16 protein-coding genes and 1 pseudogene are annotated in these 19,299 nt (G+C 65.0%); 9 read left to right on the forward strand and 8 right to left on the reverse strand.

The window, feature by feature from the left end; translation table 11 throughout:
- The first annotated feature begins 74 nt into the window (after positions 1–74).
- The 4 genes from murJ to trxA all read left to right on the forward strand — a co-directional run bounded on the left by murJ (position 75) and on the right by trxA (position 4,981).
- Positions 75–1,694, forward strand: coding sequence for a murein biosynthesis integral membrane protein MurJ (gene murJ, locus ACX80J_RS05995; RefSeq protein ID WP_459347170.1), 1,620 nt, complete (start codon positions 75–77; stop codon positions 1,692–1,694).
- Between the two features lie 74 nt (positions 1,695–1,768).
- Positions 1,769–3,409 (forward strand): ABC transporter substrate-binding protein, encoded by a 1,641-nt coding sequence (locus tag ACX80J_RS06000; RefSeq protein ID WP_459347171.1) that lies wholly within the window; start codon positions 1,769–1,771, stop codon positions 3,407–3,409.
- 221 nt (positions 3,410–3,630) lie between these two features.
- Entirely contained in the window at positions 3,631–4,629 is a 999-nt protein-coding gene (trxB, locus tag ACX80J_RS06005) for a thioredoxin-disulfide reductase (RefSeq protein ID WP_459347445.1), read from the forward strand.
- 25 nt (positions 4,630–4,654) lie between these two features.
- Positions 4,655–4,981: a thioredoxin gene (gene trxA, locus ACX80J_RS06010; protein WP_301224501.1), complete on the forward strand. Its 327-nt coding sequence runs from the start codon at positions 4,655–4,657 to the stop codon at positions 4,979–4,981.
- Positions 4,982–6,959: 1,978 nt separating this feature from the next.
- Here the strand turns inward: trxA and ACX80J_RS06015 are convergent.
- From ACX80J_RS06015 to rpmH, 8 genes are all read right to left on the reverse strand, one after another.
- Positions 6,960–8,405 (reverse strand): ParB/RepB/Spo0J family partition protein, encoded by a 1,446-nt coding sequence (locus ACX80J_RS06015; protein WP_459347172.1) that lies wholly within the window; start codon positions 8,403–8,405, stop codon positions 6,960–6,962.
- Positions 8,406–8,480: 75 nt separating this feature from the next.
- On the reverse strand, positions 8,481–9,413 hold the full coding sequence (locus tag ACX80J_RS06020) for a ParA family protein (protein WP_459347173.1): 933 nt from the start codon (positions 9,411–9,413) through the stop codon (positions 8,481–8,483).
- 257 nt (positions 9,414–9,670) lie between these two features.
- Positions 9,671–10,342 (reverse strand): 16S rRNA (guanine(527)-N(7))-methyltransferase RsmG, encoded by a 672-nt coding sequence (gene rsmG / locus ACX80J_RS06025; RefSeq protein ID WP_459347174.1) that lies wholly within the window; start codon positions 10,340–10,342, stop codon positions 9,671–9,673.
- Entirely contained in the window at positions 10,335–10,943 is a 609-nt protein-coding gene (locus tag ACX80J_RS06030; RefSeq protein ID WP_459344155.1) for a Jag family protein, read from the reverse strand. Before ACX80J_RS06030 ends, rsmG begins: the two co-directional genes overlap by 8 nt.
- Entirely contained in the window at positions 10,940–11,902 is a 963-nt protein-coding gene (gene yidC / locus ACX80J_RS06035) for a membrane protein insertase YidC (protein WP_459344156.1), read from the reverse strand. Before yidC ends, ACX80J_RS06030 begins: the two co-directional genes overlap by 4 nt.
- 14 nt (positions 11,903–11,916) lie before the next feature.
- Entirely contained in the window at positions 11,917–12,231 is a 315-nt protein-coding gene (gene yidD / locus ACX80J_RS06040) for a membrane protein insertion efficiency factor YidD (RefSeq protein WP_459344333.1), read from the reverse strand.
- 32 nt (positions 12,232–12,263) lie between these two features.
- Positions 12,264–12,635: a ribonuclease P protein component gene (rnpA, locus tag ACX80J_RS06045; protein WP_459347446.1), complete on the reverse strand. Its 372-nt coding sequence runs from the start codon at positions 12,633–12,635 to the stop codon at positions 12,264–12,266.
- Between the two features lie 91 nt (positions 12,636–12,726).
- Positions 12,727–12,864 (reverse strand): 50S ribosomal protein L34, encoded by a 138-nt coding sequence (rpmH, locus tag ACX80J_RS06050; RefSeq protein ID WP_022892375.1) that lies wholly within the window; start codon positions 12,862–12,864, stop codon positions 12,727–12,729.
- Between the two features lie 462 nt (positions 12,865–13,326).
- Between rpmH and dnaA the strand changes: the two genes are divergently transcribed.
- The 5 genes and pseudogenes from dnaA (at position 13,327) to ACX80J_RS06075 (ending at position 19,233) form a co-directional block, all read left to right on the forward strand.
- The gene (gene dnaA, locus ACX80J_RS06055) at positions 13,327–14,739 is read left to right on the forward strand and encodes a chromosomal replication initiator protein DnaA (RefSeq protein ID WP_301224491.1); all 1,413 of its coding nucleotides are present in this window, start codon (positions 13,327–13,329) and stop codon (positions 14,737–14,739) included.
- 464 nt (positions 14,740–15,203) lie between these two features.
- Positions 15,204–16,328, forward strand: a complete 1,125-nt coding sequence (dnaN, locus tag ACX80J_RS06060) for a DNA polymerase III subunit beta (protein ID WP_459344157.1) — start codon at positions 15,204–15,206, stop codon at positions 16,326–16,328.
- A 47-nt stretch (positions 16,329–16,375) separates the two neighbouring features.
- Positions 16,376–17,284, forward strand: a pseudogene (gene gnd / locus ACX80J_RS06065) (phosphogluconate dehydrogenase (NAD(+)-dependent, decarboxylating)); the annotation flags it as partial.
- 10 nt (positions 17,285–17,294) lie between these two features.
- On the forward strand, positions 17,295–18,575 hold the full coding sequence (gene recF / locus ACX80J_RS06070; protein WP_459347175.1) for a DNA replication/repair protein RecF: 1,281 nt from the start codon (positions 17,295–17,297) through the stop codon (positions 18,573–18,575).
- 151 nt (positions 18,576–18,726) lie between these two features.
- Complete coding sequence (locus ACX80J_RS06075) at positions 18,727–19,233, forward strand: DUF721 domain-containing protein (protein WP_459344335.1); 507 nt, start codon at positions 18,727–18,729, stop codon at positions 19,231–19,233.
- The last annotated feature ends 66 nt before the right edge of the window (positions 19,234–19,299 follow it).

Genomic DNA, 19,299 nt, shown 5'->3' on the forward strand with positions numbered 1-19,299 from the left:
TCCCCCAGCAGGGCGGGCCGGCTCACGACCCTTCTGCCCCCCGGAGCGGCTCCACCGCCCGCTCAAGTGCGATCATGGCTGCAGGGACCCTGGTCTCGCGGATCCTCGGCCTGGTCCGCGTGGCGCTGCTCGCGACCGCGATCGGGGCGACGGGGCAGGTCTCGGATCTCTTCACGTCCGCGAACAACCTGCCGAATTTCCTCTACCTCATGCTCGCAGGCGGTGTCTTCAACGCCGTCCTGGTGCCGCAGATCATCCGCGCCAGCAGGCAGCCCGACCGGGGAGCGGACTACGTCAGCCGACTGCTCACGCTGGCTGCCGCCGGCCTGCTCGTGCTGACGGTGCTCGTGACGCTCGCAGCGCCTGTCATCGTCAGCCTGACGACGAGTGTCACGGGCGCGAACCTCGCCCTCACCACGGCCTTCGCGTACTGGTGCCTGCCGCAGATCTTCTTCTACGGCATGTACGCCGTGACCGGCCAGATCCTGAACGCCAACGGGTCCTTCGGTCCGTACATGTGGGCGCCGGTCGTCAATAACGTCGTGTCCATCGCCTTCCTCACGGCATTCATCCTGCTCATGGGGAGTGAGCAGGCGGAACGGCACAGCCCCGAGACGTGGACGTCGGGGCAGACGATGCTGCTGGCCGGCGGGACGACCCTGGGCATCGTCATCCAGGCCCTCGTGCTGTTCCTCCCCCTCAAGCGCCTCCACCTCGGGCTCCGGCCCAAGTTCGGTGTGCGCGGAACGGGACTCGGGCGCACGGGAAAGCTCGCGTCCGTCACCATCGTCACCATGCTCATCGGCAACGGTCTGTACCTCCTGAACCAGCGCGTCGCGACCATCGCCTCCGAAGCTCGCCCCCGGCTCCTCGCACAGGACCCGCCCGTGCAGATCGCGGGCCTCACGAACCTGGAGTTCGGCGCGATGGTGTACCAGCTGCCGCACTCCGTCATCGCGTTGTCCCTGGCGACGGTCATGTTCAACCAGTTGTCCTCGGCGCACGCGGACAACAACCTCGCTGCGGTCCGGGCTACCCTCTCCCAGGGCCTGCGGATCATCGGTGTCGCAACCGTCTTCGGCGCAGCCGCCCTGCTCACGTTCGCCGGCCCGTTGGGCATGCTGTTCAGTGAATCCGCGGAGAGCGCCGCGATCAACGGTGTCATCATCGCGATCCTCGCCGTCGGAGCCCCCTTCCTCAGCGCGAGCTTCTTCCTGAACCGCGTCTTCTACGCGAGTGAGGACGTTCGCTCGCCCCTTCGGATCCAGTTGATCCTGTCCGTCGTCGGCGTGATGCTCGCTCTCGCCGCCGGCACGTTCGAACCGGGGCTGATCGTGCCGATGCTGGCCGTCTCGTACTCGCTCGGCAACGCGATCGCCGTCGTCGTCAGCCACATCGTCCTGACCCGGAAGATCGGTCCGTACGGTGCAGGGCACGTCTTCGACGTCCACGTACGGCTCACCATCGCCGGCATCGTGGCAGCGATCGCCGGAACGGCGCTGTGCTGGGCGTTCGGCGGATACGACGCCGACGGCTTCCTCTGGCAGTCCAAGCTCGATGCCGTTCTCGTGCTCGCGATCGGTGGAATCACCATGTCCGCCGTGTACCTGGGCATGCTGAAACTGCTCCGGATCACCGAACTCGACGAGTTCGTGAAGCCCCTGCTCGCGAGATTCCGACGGAGCGGCGCCTGACCCACCAGCCCGGTTATGGCCTGACCGACCGGTAGCATGGAGAGAAATCAGCCAGGGTTCGCCGGGAGGAACACGTGCCAGAAGCAGTAGACGTCGGTTCAGTGCTGGGCGGCCGCTACAAGGTGACCGCCTACGTACTGGCATCTGCTGAGAAGGACCTCGTGCTCGACGGCGTGGACCAGGTGCTCAACCGGCCGGTCAGCATTCTCGTCGCATCAGCCGGCAATGCCTCCCAGGTGGCCGCGAGCGCGCGCGATCTGGCGACGGGTGACAGGACCGGGAACATCCAGGTCCTCGATCTCGGCATCAGCGAATCCGATACCTACCTGGTGACCAACCGCGCCCCGGCCGCCGACATGCTCGACCTGATCGTGCAGCAGGATGCTCCGGCACCCGAGGCTCCGTACATCGAGCCGTTCTTCACCGATACCCTCGGTTCCGAGATCTTCGGCGGGCCGCGCTCGACGGAACCGGAGACCTACGACGACCAGTACGAGGAGTACGAGGAGTACGACGACGGGCGGGAGCACCGGGCCTCCCGCTTCGCCGGACTGGCACGACGATTGGGACGGCGAGGCTCCAGGGACGACCAGCCGGACGAGCAGCGGGTCGACGCCTCCGATGTTCCTCCCGCCGCAGCCGAGTCGGTCCCCGTCCGCCAGCACTCCCACCTCGTTCCGCCGCCGCCCAGCCAGCGACCCTCGGGTACATCTGCTGCATCTGCCGGCTCGCTCGGTGAGTCGTCTGTGCAGCCGGATGCGCAGCCGGACGTCCAGCCGCGCGACGAGCCGCGGGACGAGTCACATCTCCAGTCGCGCGACGAGCCGCGCGAGCACGACGCCGCAAACCAGGGAGGACCGGCGGCCGCGACAGGAGCCGTCATCGTCGGAGCGGCAGGGGCCGGAGCCGCGGCTGCCTCCGCAGCGGTGTCCCGGCACCCAGAGCGGGCCGCCTCGCGTTTCCCGGTGTCCGACTACGGCGATGACGATTCCTCCGCGGTCGACGGCCCTGATGACTTCGAGCAGGACGATGACGACAGCAGGGGCCGCAATTTCACCCGTATCCTCGTGGGCGCAATTCTCTCCATCGTGCTGGTGGTCGCCGTCGTTCTTGTAGCCACGCAACTCGGGTCCCTCTTCGGCGGGACCCCCGTCGCCGACAGCGAGACCCGGCAGGCCACCGGTGACCCCTCAGCGGAGGATGCAACCACGGCACCGACGACGGCCGCAGCCGAGCCGACAGCCGAAGCCGTAGCGCCTGTCATCACAGGAATCTCGCGTGTCGTCCCTGACAACCAGGCCCTCGATGCAGCGAACGACGTGAACCTGCCCTTGATCATCGACGGCAACACCGCGTCGTTCTGGGGCAACCAGGTCTATGCCAGTGACACCTTCGGTGGCCTCGCCACCAGCCTCGCCCTCGTCGTCGAGCTCGAACAGGAATCGACCATCTCGGAGGTGTCCATCGCCCAGCTCAACGGTGCCGGCGGCAGTTTCTCGGTGCTCGTCAATGACGAGCCGACCGTGGAGGGGGCGGAGCAGATCGCGCAGGGCGGCTTCACCGCGCCCACGATGACCCTTCCGATCCCGGACGGCCCGGACGGCGCCCGGACGGCGCGTTACGTCATCGTCGACTTCACGCAGCTCCCCAGGCTCTCGAACATCGACGCACAGTACCCGTTCGGCCTTCGCATCGCGGAGATCAGCGTCACCTAGCCGCGAAGCGCCAGCTCAGCGGCAGCCAAGGGCCCCGGAAGCGGGGCGCGGATGTGCCGGGACGGAATAAGTCCACGTGCGGTTCCGTTGTGGAAGTGTCCGCGGATAAGCCCGACTCGGCCGTATCAGCGTATGAGAAGACAGAAAGGTCTTTCGAGAACGTGACAACCCAAACCGATGTCCAACTGGACACCCCCACCGCAGATACCTCGGGCAGCGAACTGAAGGTCCACGACGTGATCATCGTCGGGTCAGGACCCTCCGGTTACACGGCCGCGGTCTACACCGCACGGGCGAACCTCAAACCCGTCATGATCGCGAGCTCGGTGAAGGCCGGCGGTGAGCTGATGAACACCACCGACGTCGAGAACTTCCCCGGGTTCCCGGAAGGCGTCATGGGCCCCGACCTCATGGAGCAGTTCGAGAAGCAGGCGCGGCGCTTCGGTACCGAGATCCTCTTCGAGGATGTCGTGTCCGCCGAGCTGTCCGGTGAGATCAAGAAGCTCACCATCGCGACGGGTGAGGAATTCCTCGCCCGCGCCGTCATCATCTCGACAGGATCCGAGTACCGGGAGATCGGGCTCGAGGACGAGAAGCGCCTCTCGGGCCACGGCGTCAGCTGGTGTGCAACGTGTGATGGTTTCTTTTTCCGGGACCAGGACATTGCGGTGGTCGGCGGCGGTGACTCGGCGATGGAGGAAGCCCTCTTCCTGACGAAGTTCGCCCGCTCCGTCACTGTCATCCACCGTCGCGACACCCTGCGTGCTTCCAAGATCATGCAGGACCGTGCTTTCGCCCACGAGAAGATCCGCTTTCTCTGGAACTCGGAAGTGGTAGGCATTCACGGTACCGACAAGGTCACCGGCGTGAAGCTGGCGAGCACCGTCGACGGCACCAGGAGCGACCTCGACGTCACCGGCATCTTCGTTGCCATTGGTAATGATCCTCGCGTCGACCTGGTCAAGGACCAGCTCGAGCTCACCAGCGAGGGAACCATTGCAGTACTGGGTCGCACATCCAAGACCTCGCTCCCCGGTGTCTTCGCTGCCGGCGATGTCATCGATCCGACCTACCGACAGGCGATCACGGCGTCGGGAAGCGGCTGTGTTGCCGCGCTGGACGTCGAGCATTACCTGGCCGACACCATCAGCCCCTCGCAGACCGCGGCACGCGTTCCTACCCCGCCGGCCGAGGCTGTTTCCGAGACCGCGTCCTTCTGATCCATCAACCACAAGGAGTATTGCAATGAGCAACGCAAAGGATGTGACGGACGCGTCATTCGACGCCGACGTCCTGAAAGCCAGCAAGCCCGTCATCGTCGATTTCTGGGCCGAGTGGTGCGGACCCTGCCGCATGCTGTCGCCGATCCTGGACGACATCGCTGCGGAGCACGCCGAAAAGGTTGATGTCGTGAAGGTCAACGTCGATGACAACCCCGCCATTGCGGCCAAGTACGGCATCACCTCGATTCCCGCCGTGTACGTCTTCCAGGGCGGTGAGGTAGCGGCAACCTCCATCGGAGCGAAGCCGAAGCAGGTGCTCGAGCAGGAGTTCGCCGCGTTCATCAACTGATCCTCGTTTGACGCAGAAGGACCCGACGGATTCCGTCGGGTCCTTCTGCGTTGGTGCTTGATTAGCACTGATTGAACCACCGGCCCGGATGAAGCGACGGTGTGCCCACGGAAGTGCGTTGCGCCTACCAGCCTTCGTAGCCCTACGGTCGAGTATGCAGTGAGCCCTTCGGCCGTTTCACGTGAAACAGGACCGGATGTCGACTCTCGCTGCGACCTGCGCAAGACGCTCGTTCTGAATGTCCGGCGTGGCCTACGCCGTCCTAAGAGCGGGCGACAGTGCAGTAGCCGCAGTCGCCACTGCAAAGTGGCCCGGCCGTGTACCGGTGGAGGAAATATCAGGGAAGCCCGCGAGGGATGCTGGCGAAGCGCAGGGTTAGGAGTCAGGCGACCCCGAAAGCAGAGGAGAGGTGACTACCACTTCTGTGCTCACTCTGTGCGACACGCGGGATCAACTAGAGGTGCCCGGCCTGCCACGATGCCGCCGAGCATTGAAGACGAGTACGGTTCCATCCGGAGGAGTGACGATCCGGACCCGCTCCCACTGTCTTGGCGACCGTTGTTTCACGTGAAACGTCTTCCTGCCTAACGCATCTGCACCACTCGGATCGGGAAGTCCGGAACCTGCTGCATCCTCTCTCTTCCCCGCAGGCTCGGCAGTCCCCGTCAGCGACACCAGGGTCTGGTGGGATTCGCGCTACTGCGGCGAAGCATCCCCGCGTCGCGATGGCACGAGTGCGCCAGGGCAGGGCGGCACCACGGCACTCGTGTTCCTGGCTCAGCATGGCGCTTCCGCGGGGGCTCCTGCCGGCTACTACTCGTTCCAAGACCGCGGTCCGCTTCGTGACGTTCCCGGCAGCTGCGGCCCGCACTCTCCAGACTCCTCCTCACCGCCCGCTCACATCTAGGAGCTCAAATCAAATGTTGACGCTCCGCAAGCTTCGATAATGTCTCGAGACCCCGGACATAACGGCGCCCAGCACGGGATGGATCCCCCGTCGAATAGCGGCACGAGGGTGAGAACCAGAACCGCAGGGAGTCCGGAACATCGCGGGAGGAGCCGCTCTTCGCCCTATTGCTCGCGGTGCCCCTTGCCCAATAGCTGTGCCGGTCGGAGCACCAGAGTAAGCCGCTCAGCCCGGAAGGGGGGAGCGGGTTTGACGATGAAACACAGGAGGCTCAGTAGCGCTACGACTGATCCACACTGATAGAACGGCAACATTGATAGCGTCTTCTAGTCCGTGTACCGAGAGGCGCCGACGCGGCCGTCGCGTAGGACCGGGCCGATTGCAGCCAATGTTTCACGTGGAACCCGCACCGAAAACCTGGATGAAGCCCCGCAGCGTCCTGTTGACCACGGCAGACGAAACTTGTCTAGTTCCTCCGCCAGTATCTGCGGTCGAAACCATGGGCCCGCAATCACCAGTCGGTCGGAGAATTGCCTCACTGGCACGAACATCGGCACGAAGGGACGCGCCCACCCAAAGCCACCATCGCATCCCAGTAAGACGTGTTGCTGCGTCTGCGAACCTTGAGGAGGGATGCTGCCACAACAGAGCGCGCGGGCGGCCAATCCGCGTCAATCGCCGCAATCGAACGAGCTGAAGCGTAGTGCAGTCACCGGTCAAAGCCGGAACGGGCTCAAGAGTACACGAGCGTCATACTCGCCGCCCCCCCTGACCCGACCACGGGATTCTGACCGAGTTTCACGTGAAACATTGGACTCGCCCGACTTTCCGGATAGGGCTTTTCACGGGCCGATCGCGCCTCGCAGCTGCCAATCCTGATACCCGCACCGTACTCGGCGCAGCCCTCAACTCGCTGTTGTGACCCGTACCGGGCGCAGCAGTGCGTCGGAGCGGACACCCAGGGCCGGGGTGCATGATAGCGACAGGGCGCAGGCCTGCAGGGGTCACAATAAAAAGCCGGGCCTGGTTTCACGTGAAACCAGGCCTGGCCGGGATGACCGAAACTCGCGGCTAGTCAGCCTTCGGCGAGAGGACACCGATGATCCGGTTCAAATCGTCCACGCTCGCAAATTCGATGCTGACACGACCCTTCTTGGCGCCGAGAGTGATCTTGACATTGGTGTCGAGACGATCGGACAGCGACGTAGCGAGGTAGTCGAGCCGCTCGTGCCGCACGCCGTCGCGAGGGGCGGCGGACTTCGTCGCCCTCCGGAGACCACCGCTCAGGGCGACGATCTCCTCCGTCGAGCGAACCGATAGACCTTCGGCCACGATCCTCTGCGCCAGCTTCTCCATGTCGGCCGCGTCACTCAGGCCCAGGAGCGCCCGTGCGTGACCGGCGGAGATGACACCGGCAGCCACCCGGCGCTGAACCAGTGGCGGGAGCTTCATCAGGCGAAGAGTATTGGAGATCTGAGGACGGGAACGCCCGAGACGCCCTGCCAGCTCGTCATGCGAGCATCCGAAGTCGTCCAGCAGCTGCTGGTACGCTGCAGCTTCCTCCAGAGGATTGAGGGCGCTCCGGTGGAGGTTCTCGAGCAGGGCGTCCCGCAGCAGGTCGTCGTCGAGTGTCGAGCGGATGATCGCGGGGATGGTTTCCATCCCCGCTTCCCGGGACGCCCGCCACCTCCGTTCGCCCATGACGAGCTCGTAGGGAGCGCCCCCATGTTCCTGGGAGGGTCGGACGACAACCGGCTGGAGCACGCCGATCTCGCGGATCGAGTGGACGAGTTCGGCGAGCTCGTCCTCGTTGAACTCGACGCGGGGCTGCTTCCGGTTCGGATGGATGCTCTCGAGGGGCAGGTCTGCAAAGGTGGCCCCCGGCACCTCCACGAGACCCTCCGAGATTGGCGCGCTGCCCGACGATGCGGGGGCGGCCGCCGTTTGACGTGAAACGCCAGGGTCCGAATCCGCTACGGATGCACCCTGGACAGAGCGATCCTCATCCGGAGCACCCGCGGTTGCGACGCTTACAGGCGTGTCGGCCCGTGCCCCGTCGTCCTCGACAGACCGTGGCTCGACGGTCTCCTTGTTCACAGAAACCGCGTCAGTGACACCGGTGGCATGATCGACTGTCAGGCCCTCTGCGGGGAGTGGCGCAGTCTCTTCCTTGGCTGTGCCGCTCTTCGGTCCGTCATTAGGCGAACTCTTGCGCCCGGATCCTGATTTGGCAACGCGTTTGGTTTGAGCCTCGAGCACGTTCCTGTTGATACCGCTCCTCAGCGCGGAAGAGTAGGAACGCGGCTGCTCCGCCACGTCCTCCTCGGTGACCCGCTCGAAGAAGAGATCCACGGGCCTTCCGCCTGCCTTTCGCGACACCTCGGAAGCACTGTTCCCCGACCGGTCCGGCTTGGCGACCTCGGCTTCAGGCCGCGTCTGCTCGGGGATCTCCTCAGCGGGAGCACTGGGGATCAGCGCTCCCAGCCCTCGGCCGAGACCGCGCCGCTTTTCCGCCATGTTCTTCCTTCCAGAGTGTGGAGCACGCTCCACCGCTACATCTTCCGGGTCCGCCAGGACCGATACGCCCGGCCGCTATGGCCGGGAAGCTATTTCAGCTGCCGCTTCCTGGTAGGAGAGGGCACCGCTCGAGGAGGGATCGTACGTCATGACCGTCTGCTGGTAACTGGGCGCTTCCGAGATGCGGACGGACCGGGGCACGACGGCTTTCAGCACCTGCTGGGGGAAGTGCTCGCGCACCTCGGCGGCCACCTGCGCAGCGAGGTTCGTCCTGCCGTCATACATCGTCAGCAGAATGGTGGAAACGGTGAGGTCCGAATTCAGGTGCTTCTGGATCATCTCGATGTTCTTCAGCAGCTGGCTCAATCCCTCGAGCGCGTAGTACTCGCACTGGATCGGGATGAGAACTTCCTTCGCAGCGACGAAGGCGTTGACCGTCAGGAGACCGAGGCTCGGCGGGCAGTCGATGAACACGAAGTCCAGGCGCGGCTCTCCCTTCTCTTCGCGCTGCTTCGCATACACGTCGATCGCCCGGCGGAGCCGCTGCTCGCGGGCGACCAGTGATACGAGTTCGATCTCGGCGCCGGCCAGGTGGATCGTCGCGGGCGCACAGATCAGGTTCGGAACATCCGGACAGGGCGCCACGACGTCAGCGAGGGGGACATCATCGATGAGTACGTCGTAGATCGAATCGACGTCGGCATGGTGGTCGATGTTGAGCGCCGTCGAGGCGTTGCCCTGCGGGTCGATGTCGATGACAAGCACCTGCAGCCCGGCAGTGGCGAGGGCAGCGGCGATGTTGACCGTCGTCGTCGTCTTCCCCACGCCACCCTTCTGGTTGCTGATGGTCATGATCCGGGTGTTCTTCGGTTTCGGAAGCTCCTTGCCGGACAACTTCTCACGGCGTTTGGCTTCCCTCGCGAGTTCACGGCCGAGCGGTGACGAGTCGTCCATCGCATCGATGACACTCCTACCCTTGCCCGTCTTCTTCGCGGCGGGGGCTTCCACTGCGTCGGAAGCAGCTGCCGTTGTTTCACGTGAAACAACGCCGACCGTCGGATCCGCAACCTCTGTGGGTTGTCTTGCACTTAGGCCGTCTGCGATAGGCCGTCGGGGCACCAGAAGGGACTCGGACTTTTTCGCGGGGGCGTCCTTGATGGTCACTCAGTAACTCACTCTCACATGCCAGACGTCGTTATCTACAAGGGTAGCCGGAAGTGGCGGGAGGATTGGGACGACGGAGCTGCGTCCATTGGCCGGACGGCTCAGGCAGCGCCGACCGGAATACGGACCACAGTGGTCGGTTCTTCGAGGACACCAGCACCGGCGGTGAGGATCTCCGCCGTCCCGCCGCCCAGCTTCCGGATGAGCTTGCGCGCCTTCTCGATCTCCTCGGCGGCGCTGCGACCCTTGATGGCCAGTACTTCCCCTCCCGGTTTCGCCAGGGGAATGGTCCAGCCGGCAAGGGTGGTGAGAGCCGAGACGGCGCGCGCCGTCACGTAGTCTCCTCGGACCCCTCCCACCACCTGTTCCGCGCGGGCCCGATGCACCGATACATTCGGCAATGCGAGGTCGTCGACCACTTCGTTCAACCAGATGACCCTGCGCTCCAGGGGCTCGACAAGAAGCAGCTGCAGGTCGGGCCGGGCGATGGCGACCGCCAGTCCCGGGAGCCCGGCGCCGCTGCCCACATCGACGACCGTTGCGTCCCGCCTCATGAGTTCGGAGACGACGGCGCAGTTCAGAACATGCCGTCCCCACAGTCGGGGGACCTCCCGGGGTCCGAGCAGGCCCCGCTCGATGCCGCTGGTCGCCAGGTGACCGACGAACCCGCGGGCAAGGCCGATCCGGTCACCGAACACGGTGGTTGCGGCAGCCAGTTCCTCAGTCGTCGGCTCCGGCGGAGCACTGGCAGTCGAGGACGGAATTTCAGTCATCACTCGGGGAAACAACGATGTGCCGCGACGGACCCTCGCCCTCGGACTCACTCAGGAAGCCCAGGTCTGCGACCACGTCGTGGACGATCTTCCGCTCGTAGGCGGACATCGGAGGCAATGCCACGTCCTCGCCCGATTCCTTGACGGTGTCGACGGCGTCCTGGGCAATCTTTGCCAGCTCGCGCCCGCGACGGTCACGATAGCCGTCGACGTCGAGCACCAGCCGCGATCGTGTGTCCGTCGCTGTCAGTACGCTCAGGCGGGTGAGCTCCTGCAGTGCCTCGAGCACCTCTCCGTCACGTCCGACGAGCGAGCTGAGCCCGGAGTCGGATGCGTCCTCGGAGACGATCGAGATATACGTTCGCCCACTGCGGACCTCGATATCGATGTCTCCATCGATGTCCGCGATATCGAGGAGTTCCTCGAGGTAGTCGGCGGCGACGTCGCCTTCTTCATCCAGCCTCGCCGCCTTGCTGCTCCCCGTGCCCGCCTCACCATCGTCGCTGGGCTCGGAGATGCTGGGCTCGGAGGTGTCGGGCTCGTGGGTGCTGATCTCGGGGGTGCTGATTTCGGGCGTCTGCTCTTCGTTGTCTACCGTCATCGCTTCTTCCTCTTCTTGCGCTGGGGCTGGACGCGCTGGCCCCGGGGCTCTGGAACCGCTTCGATCGCCGGCTCGGTCTTCCGCTCACCGAGGAGCGGAACCATGGGCAGGCCCTTCTTGGCGCGCCTTTCCGCCAGTGCCTTCGCTGCCGGGGACCCGGGCGTGGGCATGCGGCGGATGACGTAGAACTGCTGCACCATGGTCCACAGGTTGGTGGTGGTCCAGTACACGAGGACGCCGATCGGGAAGTTGATGCCACCGACGCCGAACACCAGGGGAAGGATGTAGAGCATGATCTTCTGCTGACGCATGAAGGGGCTCTGCATGGCCTCCTCGGACATGTTCTTCGCCATGATCTGCTTCTGCGTGATGAACTGCGAGGCCGTCATCGCGATGATCATCAGCAGGGAGAGGATGATGACGCTGATGTTCCCGCCGGCGCCGAAGCTGCCGAGGAAGGTCGAGGAGAGAGGAGCACCGAGGATCGTCGCGTTGTCGAACTGGCGCACCGATTCCGGGGAGAGCGCCCCGATCGTCGCCCCTTCCTCGCTGGCCCGGGAGATGCCGTTGAGCACCGTGAACAGTGCGAAGAAGAAGGGCATCTGGATGATGATCGGAAGGCAGGCCGCGAAGGGATTGGTGCCGTGCTTCTTGTACAGGGCCATCTGTTCCTGCGTCATGGCCTGGCGCGAGAGCTGGTCCGTCTTGCCCTTGTACTTCTGCTGCAGCTTCCGGAGGTCCGGCTGCAGCGCCTGCATCCCACGCTGAGCCTTGATCTGCTTGACGAAGACGGGAATCAGGGCGGCGCGGATGACGACGACGAGGCCGACGATCGACAGGACCCAGGTCCAGCCGGAGGCGGGGTCCATCCCGAGGAACGTGAAGCCCTCGTGGAACATGAACATGATCCACGACACGAGCCATCGGAACGGCGCCAGGATCGTATCAAAAAAACCCATAATCAGTTAGCTCCTCAAGCCGCGGAGCGGCTTTCGTCATCGCCCGGGATCACCGGATGGTTCAACACAACAATCGAGGGGACTTTCCCTGCCGGGAAGTCCCTGGATCCGGGCGGCACGTGGTCCACGCCGCCGTCGTTCCAGGGATGGCACCGGACCAGCCGCCGAGCCGCGAGCCACGAACCACGAACGACCCCATGGACCGTCACCGCCTCGAGCGCATAGGCCGAACAGCTGGGGTAGAACCGGCACACCTGCCCGTACAGCGGGGAGACGACCTTGCGGTACGCGATCAGGAACCCGATCACGGCCAGTCGGGGCAACCCCATGAGGAAGGCCGGCACACGGACAGCGACGCTGCTCACGATACTCTGCCTTCCCTTTCCGGTGCGTCGGAGCGCTCCAACCTGCGGGCAACCGCGGCCAGGCAGCTCGTGAAGTCCTTCTGCAGGGCCGGCCAGTCGCTGTCCGCGGCCGGTGGGAGCGCGCGGACGACGACGTCGTACCCGGAGGGGTGCGCAGCGACCCACTCCGCCGAAGCATGGCGAAGCCTCCGTTTAACGAGGTTGCGGGTGACAGCGTTCCCTACGTTCTTGCCGACGATGAAGCCGACCCGGGAGGGCGCGGAGTCCGATGTCCTGGACCCGTATAGCACGACGTTCCGGCGCCCTGACCGGGCACCGGAACGTACGGTACGTGCAAAATCCGCTGCCGTTCGCACCCTGTGGATCATCGGAAGCACTGCGGGTTCCTGTTCATTGCTGAGGGAAGGAACCCCGTGCCGGCGCGATCACCCGAAGGACGCATGGCGTGGGAGGAACCGCTTATGCCGAGAGTTCGGTACGGCCCTTGCCGCGGCGCGCCGACAGGATGGCACGACCAGCGCGGGTGCGCATGCGAAGGCGGAAACCGTGCTTCTTGGCACGACGGCGGTTATTCGGCTGAAAAGTCCGCTTGCTCACTGTAGTTACTCCAGAACGATCTTGAGATGCGTCCGGCCCATTGCAACAAGGGGGAAGAACAGACTGACGCGATGAAGGTGTACATCCGACATTCGCGTTGGAGCTGTCACATCCCGAGGCCTCTTAGTACCCGGAAACATCTGTGATGGCATGCGAAATGCAGACATGTTGGACTACATAACGTTAGGGGACGCGGCGGAGGGGCGTCAAACTCGCCGTCGCCGGCCTGTGGGCTACTTTTCCACGGGCCTGTGGACAACCGGCGCTCGAATCACACTACACGCATCGCCGGAGGGACCGGGTGGGACCTCTCCCAGCCCCCGTCCTGCCGCGCCAGCCCGCTATCTTCTGTAGTTCCCATCCTCTACTCTTGGCTCTGGTCCGTTTATCCACGGCTTGTGTACAACTCTGTGGAGAACGGACCTTTTCGAGCGTGGGCAGCACAGCTAATGAGGGGTTCTTGTGGGAACAGATGAGGTAAACGACGTCGGGAGTTCCTGGCGTAAAGTCATCCGGACCCTCGAGCAGGACGATCGCGTCACTCCGCGCCAGCGCGGATTCATGGTGCTGGCACAGGCCCAGGGCCTCATCGGAACGACCATGCTCATCGCTGTCCCGAACGAACTGACGCGCGAAGTCCTGCAGACCCAGCTCAAGTCCGCCCTGGACGAGGCCCTGCGCGACGTGTTCCGCGAGGACATCCAGTGCGCCTTCGTGATCGACCCCGAACTGACCCCTGTGGCGGAGGAAGCCCCCGAGCAGGAACCCGAGCAGGTCTCGCCGGAGCCCAAGGGAGAGGCCAAGCCTTCCCCTACCCCGCCCAGCAACTCCCACGAGTTCGGCCGGCTCAATCCCAAGTACATCTTCGACACCTTCGTCATCGGGTCCTCGAACCGTTTCGCCCATGCAGCTGCGGTCGCGGTGGCCGAAGCACCGGCGAAGGCCTACAACCCCCTTTTCATCTACGGTGACTCGGGACTCGGCAAGACCCACCTGCTGCACGCCATCGGTCACTACGCCCGGCATCTCTACACCGGGATCCGCGTCCGGTACGTGAACTCCGAGGAGTTCACCAACGACTTCATCAACTCGATCCGCGACGACGAGGGCTCGAGCTTCAAGCAGACCTACCGCAACGTCGACATCCTGCTGATCGACGACATCCAGTTCCTGTCCGGCAAGGACCGGACCATGGAGGAGTTCTTCCACACCTTCAATGCGCTGCACAACCACAACAAGCAGGTGGTCATCACCTCCGACATGCCGCCCAAGCAGCTGATCGGGTTCGAGGAGCGCATGCGGTCCCGGTTCGAGTGGGGCCTCCTGACGGACATCCAGCCGCCCGAACTGGAGACCCGCATCGCGATCCTCCGCAAGAAGGCGATCAGCGACAGCCTGAGCGCACCGGACGACGTCCTCGAGTACATCGCCTCGAAGATCGCGACCAACATCCGGGAACTGGAGGGGGCGCTGATCAGGGTCACCGCCTTCGCCAGCCTCAATCGCCAGACGGTCGACGTGAACCTGGCGGAGATCGTGCTGAAGGACCTGATCTCCGACGACGGAGCGCAGGAGATCACATCCACCGTGATCATGGCGCAGACCGCGGACTACTTCCAGATCAGCATGGAAGAGCTGTGCAGCAAGTCGCGCACGAGGACGCTCGTCACCGCCCGGCAGATCGCCATGTACCTGTGCCGGGAGCTCACCGACATGTCCCTCCCGAAGATCGGGCAGGAACTCGGCGGCCGCGACCACACCACCGTCATCCACGCGGACCGGAAGATCCGCGAGCTCATGGCCGAGAGGCGCGCGATCTTCAACCAGGTCACCGAACTGACCAACCGCATCAAACACAAGCAGCGCGAAGCCTGACAGCCCCTGTGTTTCACCGGTGTAATTAACAGGTGTGGACACAGCTGTGGATAACTGGGGGAACATCGGCACCCAACCTGAGGAAAAACCCCCTGCAGCCTGTGGATCCGCGGAATGACAAGGATTTTCCCCACAACCGCCTGCAGGCGGCCGTCGTCCGAACGCACACCTTGTCCACAGGGCAGATCCGCGGAAGCGCGCCGACCAGCGGACTTATCCACAGAATCCACAGCAGTTATTAACACTACGAACCTTAAACTTCAAAAGTTCGTCAAATAACATTCCACGTTCCGTCCGACCCGTCCCCCCGCCTCCCCGGACCTGCTTCGCAGCTCCGCTATCGGGCTAAGCTGTTCCCCAGTAGGGTTGTAGTTCCCCGTGCCCGGGCATCTCCGTGCATGACATGCGACCCACCATCCGCCGGCTTCGCCGGTGGCTGTTTTTTTGGAAGGCGGCACTGCTCCGTGAAATTCAGAGTCGAGCGGGATGTACTTGCGGAGGCTGTGTCCTGGACCGCCCGTTCCCTGTCACCCCGTCCGCCCGTACCGGTCCTTGCCGGACTGCTCATCCGGGCCGAGGGCGGTTCACTGAGCCTTGCAAGCTTCGACTACGAGATCTCCGCGCGCCTCGAGATCGCGGCGGACGTTCTGGAGGAAGGCACCATCCTCGTGTCCGGCCGCCTGCTCGCCGACATCTGCCGCAGTCTTCCCTCCGCCCCGGTCGAGGTAGCCACTGATGGATCGAAAGTGACCCTGACGTGCCGCAACAGCCGCTTCAACCTCGCGACAATGCCCGAGGGCGAGTACCCGGAGCTGCCCAAACTCCCCGCGGTCAGTGGCGTCGTCGACGGTGAGGCCTTCTCCCAGGCCGTCTCGCAGGTCATCATCGCCGCGAGCCGTGACGACACCCTGCCGATCCTGACCGGTGTCCGCATGGAGATCGAGGATGACCTGATCACCCTGCTCGCCACCGACCGGTACCGGCTCGCCCTGCGCGAGGTCTCATGGAAACCGTCGACGCCGGGAATCTCGACCAGCGCACTGGTCAAAGCCAAGACGCTCAACGAGGTCGCGAAGACGCTCGGCGGCGCAGGAGACCTGAACATCGCGTTCTCGGACGATTCCGAGCTGATCGGTTTCGAATCGGGTGGGCGCCGCACCACGTCGCTGCTCGTGGACGGTGACTACCCCAAGATCCGGTCGCTCTTCCCCGAGAACACCCCGATCCATGCCACCGTCCAGACGAGCACGCTCGTCGAGGCCGTTCGCCGTGTGTCGCTCGTCGCCGAACGGAACACTCCCGTGCGTCTGGCCTTCACCGAGGGACAGGTGACCCTCGATGCGGGTACGGGTGAGGACGCCCAGGCCTCCGAAGCCATCGAGGCGACGCTGGACGGCGACGACATCACGGTCGCCTTCAACCCGCATTACCTGAGCGAAGGGCTCGGAGCCTTCAGCAGCCCGTACGTCCGGTTCTCCTTCACCTCACCTCCCAAGCCCGCGGTGATGTCGGCGCAGGATGACGCGTCGGGCGAGGACAGGGAAGACTACAAGTACCTGCTGATGCCCGTGCGGCTTCCCAACCAGTAGCCCCCGCGGCAGGTACACCCGGCCGGCCGGACCGCCGCCGGACCCATCGTCAGAAAGAGAAGCGCATGCACATCGGCCTCATTGGACTCGGAAAAATGGGATTCAACATGAGGGAGCGGCTCCGCCGGAACGGCATCGAGGTCACCGGTTTCGACCGCAACCCCGAGCGCACCGATGTGTCGAGTCTCGACGAACTGGTCGCCGCGCTTCCGGCTCCGCGCATCGTCTGGGTGATGGTGCCGGCGGGCCAGGTCACAGACGCCGTCGTGAAGGACCTCTCCGAAGTCCTCGCCCAAGGCGATTTGGTGATCGACGGAGGCAACTCCAAGTTCACCGACGACCAGATCCACGCCACCCTGCTGGCCCAGAAGGGCATCCGATTTCTCGACTGCGGCGTCTCCGGCGGAGTCTGGGGACTCGAGAACGGCTACGGCCTGATGGCCGGCGGCAGTTCCGAGGACGTCGACCTCGCGATGCCGGTCTTCGACGCACTCCGCCCGGAGGGCGAGCGCGCCGAGAGCTTCGTGCACGTGGGTGACGTCGGGGCGGGCCACTACGCCAAGATGGTGCACAACGGCATCGAGTACGGACTCATGCAGTCCTATGCCGAGGGCTACGAACTCCTCGAGGCCAAGGACATCGTCAAGGACGTCCACGGAACCTTCGCCGCCTGGCAGAAGGGAACAGTCGTCCGTTCCTGGCTGCTGGACCTCGTCGTCAAGGCGCTGCAGGAGGACCCCGGACTGTCGAAGATCGCGGGCTACGTCGAGGATTCCGGCGAGGGCCGGTGGACCGTCGAGGAAGCGATCGCCAATTCGGTGCCGGCCCCGGCGATCACGGCGGCCCTGTTCGCCCGTTTCGCCTCGCGCCAGGACGATTCTCCGTCGATGAAGATGGTGGCGGCACTTCGCAACCAGTTCGGCGGCCATGCAGTGAAACCGGCCCGGGAGAAGTAAGTGGTGACCGGTGTACGTTGAGCACCTCTCGCTCACCGGGTTCCGGAGCTACGGGCAACTCGATACCGCGATCGAGCCCGGTATCACGGTCTTCGTCGGGCCGAACGGGGTGGGGAAGACGAACATCGTCGAGGCGATCGGGTACCTCGCGACCCTGTCGTCCCACCGCGTCAGCACCGACAAGCCCCTGATCTCCTTCGGCGAGGAGCGAGCGATCATCCGGGGCAGGTTCGTCCGGGGAGCGCAGCGCACGAGCGTCGAGGTCGAGATCAATGCCGATGCAGCCAACCGTGCCCGGATCAACAGGTCGAACCCCGTACGGGCGAGGGATGCTGCCGGCATCCTGAAGACCGTCCTCTTCGCGCCCGAGGACCTTGCCCTGGTCAAGGGTGACCCCTCGGGACGGCGTCGGTACCTGGACGAGGTGATGGTGTCGCTCCTGCCGCACCAGTCGGCGTTGCGCGCCGACTACGAGCGTGTCCTCAAGCAACGCAACGCACTGCTGAAGTCCGCGCGGGCAGCCGGCAGGTTCTCGACGGCGCACGATTCGACCCTCGATGTGTGGGATCAGCACCTGGCCGAGGCCGGCGCACGGCTGCTCTCGGCCCGCCTCATCCTCACCGACCAGCTGCGTCCCCACGTGCAGCGCGCGTACAAGGAACTGACGGACGGCTCGAAGGCGGCGGACATCGCCTACGTCTCCAGCGTCTCGTCGTCCCCGGACCTTCGAACCGACGACGACGGCGGGGCCATGCCCCGTGCTTCCGGGGAGGGACTGCAGGATCTCGCCCTTCCGGAGTTGACGGAACTGTTCATCGCGAGCCTCCTGCGCCACCGGAAGAAGGAACTCGAGCGCGGCATCTCCCTCGTGGGACCGCACCGTGACGACCTCGCCCTCCTGCTGGGTGCAGTCCCGGCGAAGGGGTATGCCTCCCATGGGGAGACCTGGTCCATGGCCCTGGCGCTCCGGCTCGCTTCCTACTACCTGTCGCTCGAGGAGGACTCCACCCCCGGCGGGAATCCCGTGCTGATCCTCGATGACGTCTTCGCCGAACTCGACGCGCAACGGCGTACGCGCCTCGCCGCGATCGTCGCCCCCGCGGAGCAGGTGCTGGTCACCGCCGCTGTCGGGGACGACATCCCCGAGGCCCTCCTCGGCCGGCAGATCCGTGTCGTCCCGGGTGGGATCAACGGTGCTGGAGGAGCCGATGTCCGCCCAGCCGATGTCGCGGGTGCGGCGGAGGAACGCCTGGATGCCGGAGACGTCGATGCCGGAGAAGCGGATGTCTGAGACACCGACGCCGGAGGAGCACGGGCAGGACGGGGGACCATCCGGTGAAGCGACCGCCGGTGCCACAGGACCCGGGACGGACGGGCCGGACGACGGACGGAACCGCGCCGGCAGGAACCGCGGCGGAGAAGGCGGGGTGGAACGTCCCGGCATGGAGGACTTCCCCGAGCAGGACGCTCCGCAGGCCCTCCTCAACAGATTGCGCAGCGCCTCCCAGGCCAGGGGAACTCCCCGGGAGACGGCATCGAAGCGGACGGCGAAGGCGCCTCGCCGCCGGTACTCACCCGAACCCACCTACGGCGGGCGGGACCCGGAGGGTGTCGGCAACGTCTTCTCGAGGATGCTCGCGGAACGCGGCTGGAAGTCGCCGGTGGCGATCGGGTCGGTACTGTCCCGCTGGGACGAGATCGTCGGGGCGGACATCGCGGCGCACTGCGTGCCGGAGAGTTTCGACGCCGACACGGTCCTGGTGAGGTGCGACTCGACCGCCTGGGCCACCCAGCTCCGCCTCATCACTCCGCAGGTGCTGCAGCGGTTCGAGGCCGAGCTGGGGGCGGGCGTGGTGACCCGGCTGTCCGTCGTCGGACCTGCCGCACCGAGTTGGCGCAAGGGTGGCCGTTCCGTCAAGGGACGCGGTCCACGCGACACGTACGGATGAGCCGGAGGGCAGGGCCGCTGGACGGCCTGTAGGCCAATCGGGGGTCCGCCCGGCGTATCCGTCCTC

The sequence above is a fragment of the Arthrobacter rhamnosi genome (genome assembly GCF_054510975.1).